Annotated in this window: 13 protein-coding genes; 4 read left to right on the top strand and 9 right to left on the bottom strand. The window is 35.2% G+C overall.

Translation table 11 applies throughout. The annotated features are described in order from the left end of the window. Window positions 1-121: 121 nt before the first annotated feature. From KRR19_RS07355 to KRR19_RS07345, 3 genes are all read right to left on the bottom strand, one after another. Window positions 122-2,926, bottom strand: coding sequence for a type I restriction endonuclease subunit R (locus tag KRR19_RS07355; protein ID WP_002480176.1), 2,805 nt, complete (start codon window positions 2,924-2,926; stop codon window positions 122-124). Between the two features lie 119 nt (window positions 2,927-3,045). Beyond that, window positions 3,046-4,497, bottom strand: coding sequence for a hypothetical protein (locus KRR19_RS07350; protein WP_037556120.1), 1,452 nt, complete (start codon window positions 4,495-4,497; stop codon window positions 3,046-3,048). A 113-nt stretch (window positions 4,498-4,610) separates the two neighbouring features. After that, window positions 4,611-5,324: a zinc ribbon domain-containing protein gene (locus KRR19_RS07345; protein WP_002480178.1), complete on the bottom strand. Its 714-nt coding sequence runs from the start codon at window positions 5,322-5,324 to the stop codon at window positions 4,611-4,613. Window positions 5,325-5,594: 270 nt separating this feature from the next. Here KRR19_RS07345 and KRR19_RS07340 point away from each other — a divergent pair, with 270 nt between their 5' ends. After that, on the top strand, window positions 5,595-6,437 hold the full coding sequence (locus KRR19_RS07340; protein WP_002480179.1) for a zinc ribbon domain-containing protein: 843 nt from the start codon (window positions 5,595-5,597) through the stop codon (window positions 6,435-6,437). After that, complete coding sequence (locus KRR19_RS07335) at window positions 6,437-7,735, top strand: TcaA second domain-containing protein (RefSeq protein WP_002480180.1); 1,299 nt, start codon at window positions 6,437-6,439, stop codon at window positions 7,733-7,735. Before KRR19_RS07340 ends, KRR19_RS07335 begins: the two co-directional genes overlap by 1 nt. Before the next feature lie 170 nt (window positions 7,736-7,905). Here the strand turns inward: KRR19_RS07335 and KRR19_RS07330 are convergent, their stop codons facing one another. The 5 genes from KRR19_RS07330 to KRR19_RS07310 form a co-directional block, all read right to left on the bottom strand. Further along, on the bottom strand, window positions 7,906-9,090 hold the full coding sequence (locus KRR19_RS07330; RefSeq protein ID WP_002480181.1) for a hypothetical protein: 1,185 nt from the start codon (window positions 9,088-9,090) through the stop codon (window positions 7,906-7,908). 291 nt (window positions 9,091-9,381) lie between these two features. Beyond that, window positions 9,382-10,779 (bottom strand): MFS transporter, encoded by a 1,398-nt coding sequence (locus KRR19_RS07325; RefSeq protein ID WP_002480182.1) that lies wholly within the window; start codon window positions 10,777-10,779, stop codon window positions 9,382-9,384. 17 nt (window positions 10,780-10,796) lie between these two features. Further along, window positions 10,797-13,817: an NADH-dependent flavin oxidoreductase gene (locus tag KRR19_RS07320; protein WP_002480183.1), complete on the bottom strand. Its 3,021-nt coding sequence runs from the start codon at window positions 13,815-13,817 to the stop codon at window positions 10,797-10,799. Between the two features lie 251 nt (window positions 13,818-14,068). Next, entirely contained in the window at window positions 14,069-14,989 is a 921-nt protein-coding gene (locus KRR19_RS07315) for an FAD:protein FMN transferase (protein ID WP_002480184.1), read from the bottom strand. A gap of 115 nt (window positions 14,990-15,104) precedes the next feature. Then, window positions 15,105-15,794, bottom strand: coding sequence for a zinc-ribbon domain-containing protein (locus KRR19_RS07310; protein WP_002480185.1), 690 nt, complete (start codon window positions 15,792-15,794; stop codon window positions 15,105-15,107). Between the two features lie 315 nt (window positions 15,795-16,109). On the opposite strand from KRR19_RS07310, the gene KRR19_RS07305 reads away from it, so the two are divergent. Further along, window positions 16,110-17,162 (top strand): 2,3-butanediol dehydrogenase, encoded by a 1,053-nt coding sequence (locus tag KRR19_RS07305; RefSeq protein ID WP_070468887.1) that lies wholly within the window; start codon window positions 16,110-16,112, stop codon window positions 17,160-17,162. A 147-nt stretch (window positions 17,163-17,309) separates the two neighbouring features. Here KRR19_RS07305 and KRR19_RS07300 read toward each other — a convergent pair whose 3' ends face one another. Then, a complete protein-coding gene (locus KRR19_RS07300) occupies window positions 17,310-17,732 on the bottom strand; it encodes a cupin domain-containing protein (RefSeq protein ID WP_002480187.1) in 423 nt (140 codons plus the stop codon). Window positions 17,733-17,940: 208 nt separating this feature from the next. Here KRR19_RS07300 and KRR19_RS07295 point away from each other — a divergent pair, with 208 nt between their 5' ends. Then, a complete protein-coding gene (locus KRR19_RS07295) occupies window positions 17,941-19,434 on the top strand; it encodes a catalase (protein ID WP_002480188.1) in 1,494 nt (497 codons plus the stop codon). The last annotated feature ends 40 nt before the right edge of the window (window positions 19,435-19,474 follow it).

Genomic DNA, 19,474 nt, shown 5'->3' with positions numbered 1-19,474 from the left:
GTACTTTTTTAAACTTGTTTAACCTTTTTATTATCTATCCGGCACTTGCTATCTTTCTCTTTTAATACATTTTTATTACATGAAAAAGCAGACCTCTTATTGTCAGGTCTGCTTTTGATATCTAGCTTATGCTTGTAAATTTATTGACTGTGTTTTTGATAAATGTAGCGATTTGGTTCACTGTTTTGTTTCGTAATAACAAACTGCCTTTTGTTTCTTTATCTATTTCTGATTTATTGATTTGTCCGCTATATTCGTATTCATTGATGAAGCGCTCTAACAGTTTAGCGGAGAACGCTTTAGCAACTGCGAATGATTTAATTTCTTCTCTTTTTTTACGTTCTTCAAAACGATAGTACATTTCTCTGATATCTGCGTCTACGCTTAATGTTGGGATGATATCATCTAAGAATTCACGAATTAAGTCAGATTTTAATCTTAAGTGTTCATCATCTGCTTTATCGAGTAACTTGCGTATTTCATCTGTATCTTCTTGTTGTGCTTTTTTATCTTTCAAGTTAATACGTGCAAGCAAGTCTAAAATGTAATCCACATTGATAACATCATTACGCATCAATTCAATTGAGAAATCGATATCTTCTAAAATAGACGCTTTTTCCCCAGCATTTTCTTCTCTTTGTTGTTTTCGTAGTTGTACTTGTCGATAGATTTCTTTATATTGACCGAGATAATCCTCATATTCCTGATGATCAATACCGATTTCATCTAACGTAAACTCGAATTCTGGGAATGGTTTAATTTTGACTAATAGGAATGTTAAGTCTCTAAATGCTTTAACAAATTTTTCTTTGTCTTCATCACGTTCTAATTGTTGAATCGTTTCCGCTAGCGGCGCTATATCATAAACTGCAGCTAACGCTTTTTGGAAACGTTGTAATAACACGTGATAAGGCGGGCTTAACACTACATCTGTATTATCTGTTTTAGAGAATATTTCTATTGCTTTATCAGTGTTCGCTTTCAAGTTACGATAGCATACGATATTCCCATATGGCTTTGTTTCTTTTTCAACACGGTTAGTTCTTGAGAATGCTTGAATTAAGCCATGGTGATATAAGTTTCTATCTACGTATAATGTATTTAATAACTTACTGTCAAAACCAGTTAAGAAGATATTAACCACAATTAAGATATCTATCTTTTCACCTGGAATCACTTTCTTCATACGTTTAGAAACATCTGAGAAATAACCTGCATAGTTATAGGTATCAAAGTTAGTATCGAACTTTTGGTTATAATCTTTCATGACATATTCTAATTCGTCACGCACATAAACATGGTCTTCTTTTTCTTTCGTGTCCTCATTTGGATCAGAACTTGTGAAAATAGATGATACTTTCAGGTTGTGTTCTCCCGCTTCTTCTTTCTCTTTAAATACACGGAAATATTCCATTGCTCTTTCGATACTATCTACTGTGAAGATTGATGTGTATTTACCATCGTATGTTTTCTTTTTATAGTTTTCGATAATATCATCTACTATGATTTCATGACGCTCTTTATAGCCATAATATTCTGGTCTATCAATATCTTTAACTTCTCCATCATTCATATGCTTTTTAAGATGCGCAACTTTAACATAGTCTACTGAGAAGCCCAGTACGTTATTATCTCTAATAGCATCTTTAATTAAGTAATGATGTAAGCAACGACCAAAGATATCAGCTGTACTGCGGCCATCTTGGCTTTTATTTACTTCAAAGCGTGGTGTACCTGTAAAACCAAAGTATTGTGCATTTTTAAAGTGTTTCTTTACATCACCATGCATACTCCCGAATTGCGAACGATGACATTCATCAATAATAAAGATGACTTTATCTGTCTCATAACGATCCATTACTTTATTACCAGAGTTAACAGCCTTAGCCATTTTCTGCATTGTCGTTACAATGAGTTTATTTTCGTCTGAGCCGAGTTGTTTTAATAAGGTTCTCGTATTTTCTGTCGTATCTACGGATCCCTTATCGAATTTATTAAATTCTGATATGGTTTGACTGTCTAAATCTTGACGGTCAACTAAGAAAATCACTTTTTTGATATCATCTTTTTCAGCAAGCAACTGACTGACTTTAAATGATGTCAGTGTTTTACCACTTCCGGTTGTATGCCAAATATAACCATTATTATTTGTTTCAGTTGCTTGGTTTAAAATTTCTTCCACGGCATAAACTTGATATGGCCGCAAGGCCATCAAGATACCTTCAGTTTGATTGATAACCATATAGCGACTGATCATTTTAGCAATTTGACATGGTTCTAAGAAATCATCAATGAAATCACGTAAGTGTGTAATACGCTCATTTTCTTTATCTGTCCAATAGAACATATGACTCTTCAATAATTGCTTATCACTATTCGCAAGATAGCGTGTCTGTAATTTATTACTGATAACCAATATTTGTATGTACTTAAATAAGCCCGTATAGTTATAGCGTTGATAACGCTCAACTTGGTTAAAGGCTTCAGTAATTGCAACACCGCTTCGCTTCAATTCAATTTGAACCAATGGTAAACCGTTAATTAGAATCGTCACATCATAACGGCTTTTATGTTTATCTTTAACAGTGACTTGGTTGGTCACTTGAAACTTATTTTGACACCATTTTTCTTTATTGAAGAACTCCAAATAAGCGATAGTACTGTCGTCTCTGACTAATTCATATTTATCTCGTAATTTCATCGCACTATCAAATACCGATTTATCCGAAATATCTACCATTAATCGTTTAAACTCTGTATCTGATAACGGTTCGCCCATTAACCGATCAGCATTACGTTCATTCAGAATCTGGCGAAAGTTATTTTCTAACTGTTCTGTATTATGAATCTTTACACGTTCATAACCTAAGTTGTTAAGTTGCTGCATTACTTCTTCTTCTAAAGCATGTTCACTCTGGTATGACATAGTCTCCCTCCACTCTATCCAACATTTATTCATCCTTTATTTACATCAATCATACTATAAAAACTTCCTATTTTAGAGGACTTTATAGTATGATGTGTACGAATTATTCAATGATATTGTTATTCAACTGAATTGGGTTTAGATTTCTTTTTTTTCTGAAGCTTCTTTTTTACTTCTTTTAACTTTTCTAAAGCTTCCTCCGAAAGTAAGGCATAATAACTTTCTAACACTTCAAACATCTCTTTATAATTTTTATTTGTTTCAAATTCATCCCATAAGAAAAAGTACTTTTCAATAATGTCTATAAGAACTAGATTTTGATTTTCAAATTTTAAATTGCCTTTCAAAAATTTATATTGTTCTTTCTTGTCAACATCAGAATAATTTAAAATAAATAAGAAAGATGTAATTAAGTCATCGTAATGACTATAAACGTTATTTTTTCTGTACATATCTATTAACTTATTAACGGCAACCTCATCTCTTACATGAAAATATTTTACAAGTTGGCTAACAAATTCATCTTCTTTTAGCGCTACATGTTCAAGATGTGCTACAGGAACCAACTCTTTTATAAGCTTTTCTTTTTCGTATTCATCTTCATACTCGTTCATATTAAAATGAACATTATGCTCTCGTAATTCGTTTTCTATTTTCTTAGCGATTGTAATTATACGTTCAATACTAAAATATATTGCAATTGTTGCCAAAAGTATACTTTCAATTGATATTGATTCAGTAGATTTACTAAAGATAATAACCGGAATAATTAGCAGGTAAAATAATAATTTAACTGTTAATTTATGCACTTCTTTTTTTAGGCTTTCACTACCAACCAATATTATTATTGATAATGAAAGTGTTATAGGTATTACTTTTGACACCATTGGCAAGTATATATGACAGATTGTTACAATCGTTAAGATTACTAAAATTAGCAGCGTTATTTTCAAAGGTGTTGGTCTCACTTTAAATCCTGAATTTGTTATCAACAGATAATATAGTCTTTTTAAAATTTTATAATATTTTCCTGTCCCAACTGGCTGAAAAATCAATATAATAGACAACAAAACTAATCCTAATAAAAGAGGGCCCAATACAACTTTATAGACAGCTACAATAACAATTATTAAAGCCAACAAGTTAATATTAAATATCGTGATAAAAAATCTTTTTTGAGTTATCGGTTTTAAAATCAGCATGAGTATTGTCGTTAAAACTGTCATGATAATTACTACTAATATCAGTTTTCCATAAGTATATAACAGTAGGTTTTGGACATCATTTATTAAAGATACAAATTTTACTTCGATTGGTTTTCCAGGGATAAACAACTCATTTTTACCTTGAATAATATTTCCAAAATTTATTCCAAACGCTATAACAAAAAGTACTAAAATGTCAATTATAGGAGAGAGAGGCACTAAAAAAGTACTTAATAAAAACAGCATCAATAAAAACCCTATTAAAAGTATATTTATAGCAGTTAAATCTTGAATATTTTTCTTTTTATTTCCTAAAGATTCCACAAGAATATTTAAACTTCTCAATAAAGTGTCTTTATCTTTCAATTTTTCTACCCCCAGATTCACATTATTTTAAATCCTCTAAACTATATCGAACTATTTGTTTAATATAGAAAGGAGTTTAGCCTTGCTTGAATAGCACTCTAAACTCCTTTTATTTATATTTGATCAATGTTTTCAATAGCTTTAATGTATTGTCCATTTGTATAGACTTTGATGGTATAGTCATTGTCTTTGTTTTTGTCGTAGTACCAAGTATCGCCACGTTTTTCATTTGGTACGTTATGGAAGTCGGTGAACTCTCTTGTTGTGACGTTAGAAGGAACAACGAAGACATGATCTACTTTGTTGTCATTGTCATAACTTACGGCAATATTGCCATATTTATTAGCGTCATGACCGTTAATATCTAGACTTTCTTCTGGTTCTCCATATTTCTTTTCAATCGTTTTCTTAGTATCTCCAATATGGAATCCTTTATAACCTGAAGAGTTATCTGCGTTCATAAAGTTAGCGCTAAAGTCATCTGAGTTTACTTCAACTTTAACTGTTTTTGTTTCTTGTTTTGATGTTGTTGCTTGTTCTTGTGTTGTATCGTTTTGTGCGGCTTTTTTGTCGTTATCTTCACGGATACTCATAAAGTGAGAGATAGCGAAAATCAACGCAGCAACCAAAACGAGGATAATAAGACTAATCACGATAATCCAACCTTTTGATAATTTCTTTTTAGATGACTGTATGCTGTGTGTTTCGTTTGTAGGTTTTGATTGTGCTGCATCACGCCTGTCTTTTTGTGGCACTTTTGCGCCGCAGTTTGTGCAGAATAGTTCATCAGGTTCTAATTTTTTTCCACAATTTGTACAGTACTTCAAAGTTAAACTCCTTTCTATATTCAGATGACATAGATGCCGTTATTTTAAGTACAAACTATCACCTTTACAGTTTTCACAACTTGATAATGTACTTCAATTATACATCTTGTTATTTGAATTTATAGTACATTTTTTGTCTTTTTTGAAAATTATTTCAATAACTTTAATTGTGTTATAGATATTGAAAAATGAGTGTGCTACTATGACATTAATCACACAAAATGTTGTGTATTATTTTTTATATTTAATTAAAAGTTAAGGGGGATTAACATGAAATGTCCAAAATGCGGAGCACCTGTTGAACAAGACGATCGTTTCTGCGGAGAATGCGGAATCGATTTAACTAAAGTATCAGCTGTTTCCTCACAAAATTCTACTGAATCAGAATCATCTCAAGCATTACATAACCACAATGAAAATGAACCAACACACTCTAATCAACAACCTAGTTTCGACAAAGAAAAATTTAATCAACATGCGAATGAAATTAAACACGAAGGGACGAGTTTCTTTTCACAACTCTTCAAATCACACGACAGTGTGATTGCAGGTACTAAATCTTTCTCACTTAAATTTATCGGCATACTCTCTGCAGTATTTTTAATTTTGACACTGATTGTTTTAGCTATCTTCGTTCCAAGCGAAGTTAACTACATTGGATATGGCGTTACGAAATCAGGTATTGTCACAAAATCATTCTTCGGTATTCTGTTATTCTTAATTATTTCTTATGGATTACTTGCTGGTGTGACACGCCTAGTAGTTAAAGATAACATCAGCTTTGCGAAGATTCTGTCTGACTTTGTATTCATTAATACTTTCTCATTCATTTTCTTCATTTTAGGATTACTGTTACTAAGAGGCGAAATCTATTCAATAGGATCATTCTTATTATTACTAGGAATTGTCAGCTTCTATGCATCAGCTGTTTATCTCATCACGAAATACTCTAGCTACCATACATTACGCATTCCAGTATTCTTCGGTATCATCATCTATATTGTAGTTCAATTTATCGTACTATCAATCTACGGTGAAATGCTTCGAAATACATTTGTAGATATCTTTGGAAGTATGCTTGAAGACTTATTTAGATTTGGAGGTGGTTTCTAGTGAAGTTCTGTCGTAATTGCGGACACAAACTTAAAGAGGGACAGAAAGTTTGCCCACAATGCGGAACACCCACGAATCAGACACCTAAGCGCTCTAATCAAAACTATCACTCAGCACCACGCCAACCACAATCTAAAAAGATGTGGGTAATCATCGGTATTATTGCCGCAATCATTATTGTTTTACTGATACTCTTCTTTGTTGGTAAACAACAAGCAAGTGTCACACATCAAGCAGATCAAGTCGCAGACGCGATTAAAGATAAAGACCCAAATAAAGTTAAAAAGTATGTCACGTCAGACGGTAAAAAGCTAAGTAAAGATGAGGCTAAAGCTTTTCTTGATATCTTAGAAGGTGGAAAACTTTATAAAACCGTCGGTAATGAAGTTAAGGAAAAAGGCGAAAGCATGAAACGTAATCATAAGTACAGTGATACTGTTAAATATGATAGCGAAACAATTATGAACATCGACCAAGATGGAAAGAAATGGCTCTTCTTTGATGATTATAAATTTGATATTCCAAACTACTCTATTAGTATGGATGATATTTCAGACGGTGGCACAATTACTTATAAATACGAAGGCAAGAAACACAAAGTAGATAGTAATGGTCATATCGGCTCGTTCCCACTTGGTCTTTATGAGTTAAAAGCTACGAAGAAAGTTAACGACAAAGACTATAAAGGACAACTTCAAATCTATGCATCACAACATTCTAGTCTTGCTCACTCAAACTTTGATCAAATCAAATTCAATGTTGAGTTAGATAATTACAGTATTAACGAAGAAGATACAACACTCTACATCAACAACAAACCACATGACTTCGACTCTTCTACTGATTATGGTCCATATCCGCCAGATGAGAAAGTTGAAGTCTACGCAGTAGCTGATGTTGAAGGTAAGAACTTCACTTCAGACAAACAAGTAGTGAAATTCGAAGGTGATTCAGAAAGTCCAGAAACAGTAAAACTTTCTTTCGATGACGATGCTATTGATAAACAAATCGATAAAGCATTAGAAAAAGAAATGAGCAAAGATGACGATGATGACGAAAGCTCAGACGAAAAAGTCACACGTGAAAACGTCATCGACGTTGTAGAATCATTCGAAGGCAGCACTCTTGATACAGACACTTACACATATAAAGAACCAGAAAAAGATGGAGACGACTGGGGATTCTCATTCACAGATAAAGACGGTGACCTTGCCGGATCTTACATCATTGAACCAGACAAATACGTCACTAAATATGATGAAGATGGCGAAGAAATCGACTCTGGTTACGGAAAATAACTTTATAGAACTATTAAAGCTGCATGACCTTGAAATTAAAGGCATGCAGCTTTTCATTACTTTCTAAAATAATATATTCTATTATGACTTATACATGTAATATAGGTCACATCAATCGGCAACTGTTTATTTCAGCCAATTTCAGAGATACTAAAACTCACTCAATACTTCTAGCTATTTTCTTCGATAATCTCATTTAACTCATCTACAAATGGTTGCATTTTCAACTCTTCTAAAAGGTCATCAACTACTGTATCAACCTTATTTTGAGATTCCTTAGATGAACTACCATATATTATAATATTACCTTTAGAAAAACCTGCATTTTGATCATTTTTCAATCGAAAAATTGAAGTATCTTTATAGTCTTCTAATAGCAGATTTCTCTTCTCCATACCATTTTTTAGAGGCCTTTCCCAAAGAGTAGAGAAACTTCTAAAGATTGCTACTGTACTTTTGTCATGCATCAATTTTTCTATCACCAAATCCGATATATAACTATTGCTAATAAGAACACTTAAATCCTTTTTATTCTCTCCACCCTTTATTTTTATATCCCCACTTCCATTTGAACGATAAGGAAATACCTCGACATTACAAATTAACATACTCTCAACTGCCTGATTAAATGCTTGTTCAACATCATAATTCAAACTCTTTTCATTGACGATAACTTTAGATCTTTCTATTTTTTCAAACAAGTTATAATAATAGTCTATAGCGTTTTGTATAGCACTTTTATACTTACCTTCTTCCGAAAAAGCTTTGGAATAATAAGCAAAAAGATAATATGCAACTTTCTCTATCATCTTTTTATCGTAAACAATCTCTCCATTATTATTTGTACTAAAGAACGCACTAGAGTCTTGTTTAAAAATTTTGTATAACTTTTTTAACTCTTGTGACATAATGTTTTCATTTGAAATAACATGTTCTAAATAGAAGTCAGGATTTTCACTATATTCTTTTGATTCAAAGTGAACATTATTTACTCCTGTATTGTTTTCTTCTGCTTGTTCTGCTGTAACATATTCAGTAATATTGTCACATTGATTCCCAGCTAATGTACTTATTTGTGTTCCTGGATTGATTAAACCAATTACAAACTTAGCTTTTTCAATATCTCCTATAATTTGATTAGGAATACCCCAACGTATCGCTTTACATATATTTGCATTAACATAAGGCGCATCTTCTGGATGTACCCAAGAGAAGTGATCACTATTTCCGTTAGACTGATATAAATCAATATATTCTCTTGCTTTCTCTCTAATATCATAGTTTTCGTGATTACTCCAAAAATCTTGTAAAGCTTCAATAGATTGTCTTAAATTATCTTGTTCATTGTTTGTCATTAAAATCTCCTCTTCTCTGTGTTTCAGTATTATTAAAGTATAAATAAATTTCGTTCAATTCATTTAATTATGGCAAATAATGAGGACAAGAGATGTCCATTAAACAATCTTTTTTAAGATTTTGTTAAGCCATGATTTTGTGTGTGTTATCAAACACTTATTGATTGGTGCACAAGGCAGTCTCACGCTTGTCTGAGGTGAGTATGACGGCTGTATAGAATATACTGAGTTATTCGCATTAAAAAAGAACCGCTAATCTGTTTAGATTAGCAGTTCTTGTGTCATATTATTTTATTGTTTCTCCATTTTTCCTTTCGGTATTGTCACAAAGGATGCGACGAATGCGCTAAGCATTACGGCTGCACCTACAACAAAGGCAATACCTGCTGAGAATTCTGGTGTATGGTTTGGTGCGAGTGATGAGTAGACTGTTGTCAGGATTGCGATACCGAATGCGGCACCGAGTGTTGATGACATTTTGATGATACCTGAGGCAACCCCTACTTTTTCAGCTGGAACACTTGTTAATGCTGTATCAAGAACTGGTGTCGCGAAGAAACCAAGTCCGAGTCCAATGAATAAGAATCCGATGACTGAAACGATGATATAAACTACGTCTGGTAAGAATACTGTTGAGATAAGCAGTATACCTACTGCGATAGAAATCGGTCCTGCAAGCATTGGGAATCTTGGTCCTTTACGTTGTAAGTAACGTTCACCAATACGAATCATAGATAAGCTTCCGATTAAGTAAGTGATTGTGACGAAACCTGCTTTTAATCCAGAGAAACCTAATCCTGCTTGTGCGTAGATATTAAATAATGCGAGTGATCCGATAACTGTGTTTAACAAGAAGTTCGCTGATACAGTACCGATATACGTTTTATTAGAGAATACACTGAAGTCGATAAACGGTTGATGTTTTTGTCTTTCATAGAAGTAGAAGACAAAGACTGAAATAACGAAAATCGCATCGAGTGTTAAAGTAATCGGGTTCAACCAACCTAATCTTGTTCCTTGTGTTGTAACTACGTTGATACTTAACATCATAATTAAGAAGATAGTAATCCCTACAACGTCGAACTTCATATTTTTAGCGCCAGGCTCTTTTGATTCTGGAACTCCTCTAAATAAGTAGAGTGCGACGAATGATAGGATAATTGATAATACGAAAATCCACTTCCATCCAAAGAATGTTGCGACAAGTCCTGCGAAGAATGACGCGATACCTGTTCCGCCATATGATCCGAATGACCAGAAACTTAACGCTTTTTGACGTTCTTCGTCATGATAGAACTGATTAATAATCGCAATCGTTGCCGGCATTAAACATGCGGCTGATAAACCTTGTAAGACACGGCCGATAATCAACAGTGCAGGAATGCTTGAGATAATGACGGAAATAGATCCGACAATACTCAAGATAATTCCGACACGTGTCATTTTCACACGACCTAGCTTATCCGCTAAGCCACCTGCTACAACAATGAAGATACCTGTGAATAGTGAAGTTAAACTTACTGCAATATTCACGACAGTCATATCAATGTTGTAATCTTTTTGAACATGCGGTGCGATGTTCAAGAAGGATTGCGCGAATAACCAATACGTGAGGATGGATAAGATAATCGCAACGATGAGCTGTGTACCCGGTTTAAATGCTTGATGTTGTTTCTTATTTTGTGCCATTACTTGTTCCTCCTCATTTAGTGATTTTTAATAATGCTTTGACCTGCGATACGACCATAAGTGAAGATATCCGCAAGTGCGTTACCACCTAAACGGTTACCCGCGTGGATACCGCCCGCAACTTCACCTGCTGCGTATAAACCTTTGATTGGGTTGTTATCGATATCAATGACTTGTGCAGTTGTATCGATTTTCAGACCGCCCATTGTATGGTGAACTGCTGGTTTACGTGGTGTAGCGTAGAACGGTGCGCGTTCAATCTTAAGATCGAATGCGTTCTTACTGAAGTCATCATCATGACCTTTATCCACGAAGTCGTTATAACGTTCAATTGTTTTCACAAAGTGGTCTGGATCCATATTTAATTGTCTTGCTAAATCTTCAAGCGTATCTGCTTTATAAAGCACTTTTTCTTCAATTTCTTTATCAATTTTTTCTTGAGATGTGTTCATCGCAAGTTCTTTAATATTTTCATCAGCAATGATGTAGAACAAGCCATCTTTTTGGTCTAATGCTGCTTTAGATAAGACGTCACGGCTTTCAAATTCGTTGACGAAACGGTCACCGTCTTTGTTGACGAAGACGAAGTTAGATGGTGTCACAATTAAGCCTGTGAATAATGCACCTGTTTTAGGGTCAGAAATCGGCATCATTTGTGAGAAGCCCATGCCGACTAAGTCAGCACCTACTTGAACACCTAATTTAATACCGTCACCTGTGATTGCTGGTGAGTTTGTTGTTTTAATATCATCAGGAATGTTATCCCAATATGTGTTATATTGTTGAATCATTTGTGTATTCGCACCGAATCCGCCTGCGGCGATAACCACACCATAACGTGTATGGATTCTAACTTTCGCACCATTATGTTTCGTTGCTTCTACACCGACAATTTTACCGTCTTCTTTAATCAGACGATCCGCTGTTGTTTCAGTCATGATTTGACCATGGTTCTTACGAACATAGTCACTTAGTGATTCAATGAACTCTAAACCTTGAGCTTTCATTGGTTTATGTCCACGTCTCCATAAAGCACCTACAGGCATATCTACAATTGTTCTATCGAAGTGTACGCCTTTTTCAGTTAACCATTTCACTGATTCTAAGACATTGTCTGTTAATGTTTTAACTAAGTCATATTGACCTGTGATGACTTTACCGTTTCTATCCGCACGACGTCCGCCAAGGTACGTTTGGATACGGTGCAATTCAATAGAGTCGAACAAGTAATCTTGTCCTTCTTTTTGTGTTTCTAAATATTCTTTGATTTGTTGTTTCAATGTACGGAAGTCTTCAAGGTATTCTTCTTCAATATCATTTTCATCATGGTTCATTAATGCTTCTAATGTTTCTTGTTCACCATGTAATGATGGGAATGTATTTTGCCATGAAGGTTCAGGTGCGTTTACTTGGCCACCTGTACGGATTGTGTTACCACCAATAGCTGCGAATTTCTCAAGCATAATCACTTCTTTGCCTTGTTCTAAGACTGAAGCTGCTGCACTTAAACCAGCACCACCTGTACCGATGACTACAACATCTGTTGTTTCTTCGATAGTTTCGTCTGACCATTCTACAACTGGTTTTGGACGCGCACGTAAGATGTCTGGATTTTCGCCTGCTTGTTTAATCGCTTCTGCCACACCTTCAATAACCGCTTCACACGTCACTGTCGCACCAGAAATCACATCTACGTTCAGTGTTTGACCATTAATGATTTCATTTGGTAAACGTTCAAACGCCGGGTTTGCGATACCTTCTGATTCATTACTGTCATCTACTTCAATAGACACGATTTCATCTTCAGAGAACACAACTTTCATTGGTAAGTTCGCATTGTGTCCTTGTGCGAAGACTTCATACGTACCTGGGTTATATTTAACCTTTTTATTTTGTAACGCTTTTAAGCGTTCATATTTACGTTGCTCTTCTTCTTTATCGACAATCATGAAGTCCATTACTTTCCATAATGGAGATGGAATGTGTAATAAACGTTGATCATGAATATCTACGAAATCTTCAACTTTTTCATTCTTTTCAATCTTTTCAGCCCAATGTGGTTCAACTAAATAAGCTTTACCTACGCTGACTAAATCGTATCCAAGTTCTAATGCTTCTTCAGCATCTTCACGTTGACCAATACTACCTACACCCATAATTGGAATGTCAGCTAACGTATCGCTTTGAAGTTTTAAATATTTTGAAATTAATGGTTCTTTATCCGCTGTATCTACAATAGATGTACGTTTATAGCTGTTCGCAGAAATATGGAAGTAATCTGGATGTGCTTCTGCTAAAGTATTTAAAAGATACATTGTATCGTCAAAACGGATACCTGGTTCTTCTAATTCTTCTGGTGAGAAACGGTAACCAATAATGAAGTTTTCAGCTCCATTATCTTTTGCTGCTTTTTGTACTTCTTTCAAGACAGCCATTGGGAAATTCGTACGTTTTTGTCTGCTTCCGCCCCACTCATCTGTTCTACGGTTACTGTGAGGTGAGAAGAATTGTTGTAAGAGGTATGTGTTCGCACCATGAATTTCAACACCATCATAGCCCGCTTCAATTGCTCTTCTTGTGGCTTCACCGAATTGGTGAATCATATCTTCAACTTGTAATGCTGTCATTTCACGAGGTACTGCCGCATTTGGACGAAGCGCCGCAACCGGACTCGCTGAAATCGGAGTCGCACCCCCGTTTAATTTAGGATCAGCCATTCTCCCTGCGTGATATAGCTGTAAAATTGCTTTAGATCCATTTTCGTGAATCGCATCTGCTAAACGTTTTAAACCTGGAATCTTTTCATCTGTATCTATACCGATAGCACCTGGGAAGCCACGGCCGTTGTCCATTACGAAACAACTTTCTACAATAATCGCACCCACTTTACCAGAGCGGTGTTTATAGTAATCAATCATCTCTGCCGTTACTGATCCATCAAAGTAAGCTGATTGGATGGTCATAGGTGCCATTGTAATCCTATTATCTAATTCAGCTCCTGAAGCTAATTTAACCTTTTCAAATAATGACTTTGTCATACCCTCTTCTCCTTTGTGAATATTTTCACATGATACCGCAAAATTTTTTCTCATATCTAGCATATGAGAAGTTAACGCGTATCAAGTGATTCATTTTTTATATTTACCTTTGATTCACTGAAAGTATAACATAGAAAGAAAGTTTGTGAAATAGTTAACAAGATAAATTTAAACTATTTTTACAATCACTTATTTTAGTATCTTTATTAATTCACATGGTGATTTAAGCATCGAATCACCATGTGATTATATTAAATTAATGTAAGGTGCGTCATGCGTTGTGTTGTGAAGACTTCACCATCTTTACTGATAATCACCGCTTCAATACCAGGAATTTCATTCAACACCGCAATCGCTTGATTAATCGACATCGCAAAACATACGGTTGTCCAAATCTCTCCATCAATAGATTGATCAGAAACAATCGTTATACTAGCAATGCCCCCTTCTACTGGATAGCCCGTTTTTGAATCTAAAATATGGTGATACAGCTTGTCACCTTTATAGAAATAACGTTCATAGATACCAGAAGTCACCACAGATTGACCTGCGATTTCTACTACACCTACTAATCCTCCACGTTCAGAATCAGGTTGTTGAATCCCTACTGTCCACTTATCTTTATTTATAGGATGACCAATCGTTAAGACATTACCACCTAAATCAATAATGCCTGTTTGTACACCTTGTGAGACAAAGTAATCTTTTAATCGATCCGCAAAGTAACCTTTCGCAATGGCACCTAGATCAATTTCCATCCCTGGCACTTTTAAATAAACTGTATATGCTTCATGATCTAATACTACATTTTCTGGTTGGATTTTTTGTAAACGCTCTTGAATGTCAGATTCATTTGGTAATTGAGCATCTTTAAAACCAATTTTCCATAATTTAACTAATGGCCCAATCGTCAGATTGAACTTAGAATCAGAAGACAGACTGACCGCATGTGCTTGTGCAATCAATTCAAATAAATCTTCATCTACTTGTACAGGTTTAATGCCTGCATTTTGATTTACATGCATTAAATCTGATTTATCATCATTTGCGCTAAAGCGTTTTTCATAGTCTTTCAACATCTCTTCAGCATGGTTTAATAGTACTTCCGCTTTAGGATGTTCAATTTGTAGGGTAATACGTGTCCCCATGAGGTTTAATACTTTCTGTTTCATTTCAGCAACTCCTCAATACATAACGATAGATTTATCTTTATACTATCAAACTCTCTTTCATTCTCGAAATTCAAATTAAAAAACGACATTCCTTTTTAAGAAATGTCGCTTTAAATTAAATCTGCGGAATATTTTCAATGGCTTCAATCATATTGTCTTTTGTATATACCTTAATACTGAATCCATTATCTTTCAGCGTATCGTAATACCATATACTTCCATGGTCTATATCGGGTGCGTTATGAAAACTTGTAAACTCAGTTTCAGACATATGAGATGGAATCACAAAGACATGATCAATTTTATTGTCATTATCATAGCTGACACCCATATCGCCATATAATTCAACTTTGTTTCCACGAACTTCTTTTGTACCTTCTGGTTTACCGAATGTACTTTGTACATCTGATTTAGATTGACCAATTTCAAAGCCTTTATAGCCATGCGTATTCGATGATTTCATAAAGTTTTGACTAAACTCCGTTGAATTCACATTGACTGAGATTTTATCTGTGTCTGGCAAGTTATGATGTTTAGCTTGTTCATGACTATTTGCGCTTTGTTGATGGTTTCCTGAACCTCCGCTATAGAAATAAAAAGCAAGATAAGCGCCGCCTATGATTAAAGCTAAGATAACTAAGCCTAACAGACTCCAACCGATGACTTTCCAAGGTGAAACTGATGTACGCTCGTGTAGAATTTCAGTACGTGAAAATTCATGATAATCTCTGTTTTCTTTACCGCAATTTGTGCAATAGTGTTCATCTGGTGCTAAAGGTTTCCCACAGTTTGTACAGTACTTCATAACGCTTTTCCCCTCACGTTTATTGTTATCTTTATTATAGTTGATAAAAACATACACTGCTATATCATTAAATATTCAATTCAACTTTTTACCTTAAATTGTATTAAACGTTACGCTTTCACGCACTATTTCAACTTAATATCAATCTAACCAAAAAACATTGTTCCACGCATAAATTAGCGATATAATTATGTTAAAGAAAGCCATTTCATCCAAGCGTCACAAGGCTTTAGACAAGTTACCCAGCATCAAGATATTCACAACAATTCCAATCAATTAACCTATTGGAATTATAGAAAGGGAGCGTTTTATTTTATGAAAGCAGCTGTATGGTACGGACAAAAAGATGTACGTGTTGAGGAACGTGAAATCAGACCATTAAAAGACGATGAGGTACGCGTTAAAGTATCTTGGACAGGTATTTGTGGAACAGATTTACATGAATATTTAGAAGGACCTGTATTTATCGCGGTCGATGAGCCAGATCCGTTATTAGGTCAAAAAGCACCTGTTACTTTGGGTCATGAATTTTCAGGTATAGTCGAAGAAGTAGGTAGTGAAGTTACTGAATATAAAAAAGGTGATCGTGTAGTAGTTAACCCTACTGTTTCTAAACACGAAAAAGAAGAAAACATCGATTTATATGATGGCTATTCATTTATCGGTCTAGGTGCAGATGGTGGTTTCGCATACTACACTAATGCACCTGAAGGTAATGTATACCGTTTACCTGATAACGTATCAGCTAAAGAAGGTGCTTTAGTAGAGCCTACGGCAGTAGCTGTACAAGCCGTTAAAGAAGGCGAATTGTTATTTGGTGATACAGTAGCAGTTATCGGTGCAGGACCAATTGGTTTATTAAATGTCATCGCGGCAAAAGCTGCTGGAGCAAGTAAGATTTTTGTATTCGACTTATCTGACGAACGCTTAGCAAAAGCTAAAGAAGTCGGTGCTACTTACGCAGTAAACTCTGGTGAAGTAAATCCGGTAGAATTCGTTCGCGAACACACTGAAAATGGTGTAGATGTCACATTTGAAGTTGCTGGTGTAGCTGCTACATTAGCGCAATCTATTTCTATGACACGCCCACGTGGCACAGTCGTTATCGTATCTATTTTCAGTCATCCAGTACAATTTGATCCAATGCAATTAACAAACACAGGTGTGAAATTAACATCAACAATTGCTTACACACCAACTACTTTCCAACAAACGATCGATTTAATCAGCGAAGGCAACTTAAATGTTAAACCAGTCGTTACAGATGAAATCGAATTAGAAGATATCGTTGAATCTGGATTTGAAAAATTAGTCAGCGACAAATCACAAGCTAAAATCTTAGTAAGATTAAATGGTGACCAAGCATAATAAAATAATAGGTATATCCAGTTAAGGTAGGGAGCACAGTCTTCCTGCCTTTTTATATTGAGTATATATTACTCTTTCTTTCAATTTAAAAAACGACACTCCTCTTTCAAGAAATGTCGTTTTCCTCATATATGATGATGTGTGTTATTAATGTTCGTTCGGATCATTTTCTGCATCTTGGTGTGTTTTGTGTACAGTACCGAATTTATGGTCTGGACCACCGTAGATTGAGTAAAGTTTTAATGGTTCGTCACCTTTGTTTGTGACGTTATGCCATGTATCTGCAGGAACGATAATCGCATCGTCAGGGTTGACTTCTTTTTCGAAATTCAAATTGTCTTCTGTTGGACCCATTTGGCATAAACCTTTACCTTGTTCAACACGTAGGAATTGTTCAATACCATGGTGGATTTCTAAACCGATGTCATCTCCTGGTTGAATTGTCATTAATGTAACTTGAATATTTGAACCAGTCCAAATGGTAGTACGATAGTTTTCATTTTCCAATGTCATACCTTCGATATTATCTACTACTGGTTTGTTACCTTGGTCTTCAAAATTATAAGTCATTTTAAAACCCTCCTTGATTTAATGCTTACATTTATATTGTACTCCGTTTTAATTCATTGAAACGACTTTTATAAAGAGTTCACAAATTCTTCAAGAACAGTTATTAATTTTTTCAAAGAACGAGTGCTATTCTTTAACAGTTTTTTAATGCGTCATGCTACAATCAATGTAGATAGATTAGAATCATTCTAAATAAGGAGAGTTGAATATGAGTAAAGACAAATCAAAATTAACAGGTCTTTTCGGCCATCCCGTAGGAGATCGTGAAAATTCAGCAACAGCTGGTCCACGTGGTCCATTACTAATGCAAGACGTATATTTCTTAGAATTATTAGCACACTTTGATCGTGAAGTTATCCCTGAACGACGTATGCACGCTAAAGGTTCAGGTGCATTCGGGACATTTACAGTAACTAATGATATTACACAATACACAGATGCGAGCATCTTCGCAGAAGTCGGCAAACAAACACCTATGTTTGCACGTTTCTCTACAGTAGCTGGTGAACGCGGTGCAGCTGATGCTGAACGTGACATCCGTGGCTTCGCATTAAAATTCTATACAGATGAAGGTAACTGGGACCTTGTAGGTAACAATACACCTGTATTCTTCTTCAGAGATCCTAAATTATTCCCAAGTTTAAACCACGCAGTGAAACGTGACCCACGTACAAACATGCGCAGTGCACAAAACAACTGGGACTTCTGGACTTCATTACCTGAAGCATTACATCAAGTGACAATCTTAATGTCTGACCGTGGTATTCCTCGTGGCTATAGACACATGCACGGTTTCGGCTCACATACGTATTCTTTATTAAATAAAGATAACGAACGTGTATGGGTGAAATTCCACTTCCGTACACAACAAGGTATTGAAAACTTCTCACCAGAAGAAGCAGAACAAGTGATTGCGAAAGATCGTGAATCATCTCAACGTGACTTATTCGAAGCTATCGAAGAAGGCAACTTCCCTAAATGGAAAATGTACATCCAAGTTATGACAGAAGAACAAGCACGTAACCACAAAGATAATCCATTCGACCTAACTAAAGTTTGGTTTAAAGATGAATATCCATTAATTGAAGTCGGTGAGTTCGAATTAAACCGCAACCCTGACAACTACTTCATGGATGTTGAACAAGCAGCATTCGCACCAACTAATATTGTACCTGGTATCGACTTCTCACCAGACAAAATGTTGCAAGGTCGCTTATTCTCTTATGGAGATGCTCAACGTTACCGTTTAGGTGTTAACCACTGGCAAATCCCAGTCAACCAACCTAAAGGTGTAGGTGTTGAAAACTTATGTCCATTCGCACGTGATGGTCAAGGTCGCTTCTTAGACGGCAACCAAGGCGGTAAAACACATTACTACCCTAACAGCACAGGCGCAATGGAAAGCCAACCAGGTTACAAACGTCCACCAATGGATGTCGTAGATGGTCCAGCTTATGAATACGACTACCGTGAAGATGACGACAACTACTTCGAACAACCAGGTAAATTGTTCAGATTACAAACTCCTGAACAACAAGAACGCATCTTCCAAAACACAGCAAATGAAATGGAAGGTGTAACATTAGAAGTAAAAGAACGTCATATCCGTCATTGCTATAAAGCAGATCCTGAGTATGGTAAAGGTGTCGCAAAAGCAATGGGTATCGACATTAACAGTATTGATTTAAATGCTGAAGACTAAGCCGATTATTTCCTAGGCAATATATAAAGAAGAGGTAGCT

It is taken from the genome of Staphylococcus sp. CWZ226 (assembly GCF_018986355.1).
Taxonomy (GTDB): Bacteria; Bacillota; Bacilli; order Staphylococcales; family Staphylococcaceae; genus Staphylococcus; species Staphylococcus simulans.
Note: the sequence above shows the minus strand (reverse complement) of the source record. Positions and strands in the feature narration are given on the sequence as shown.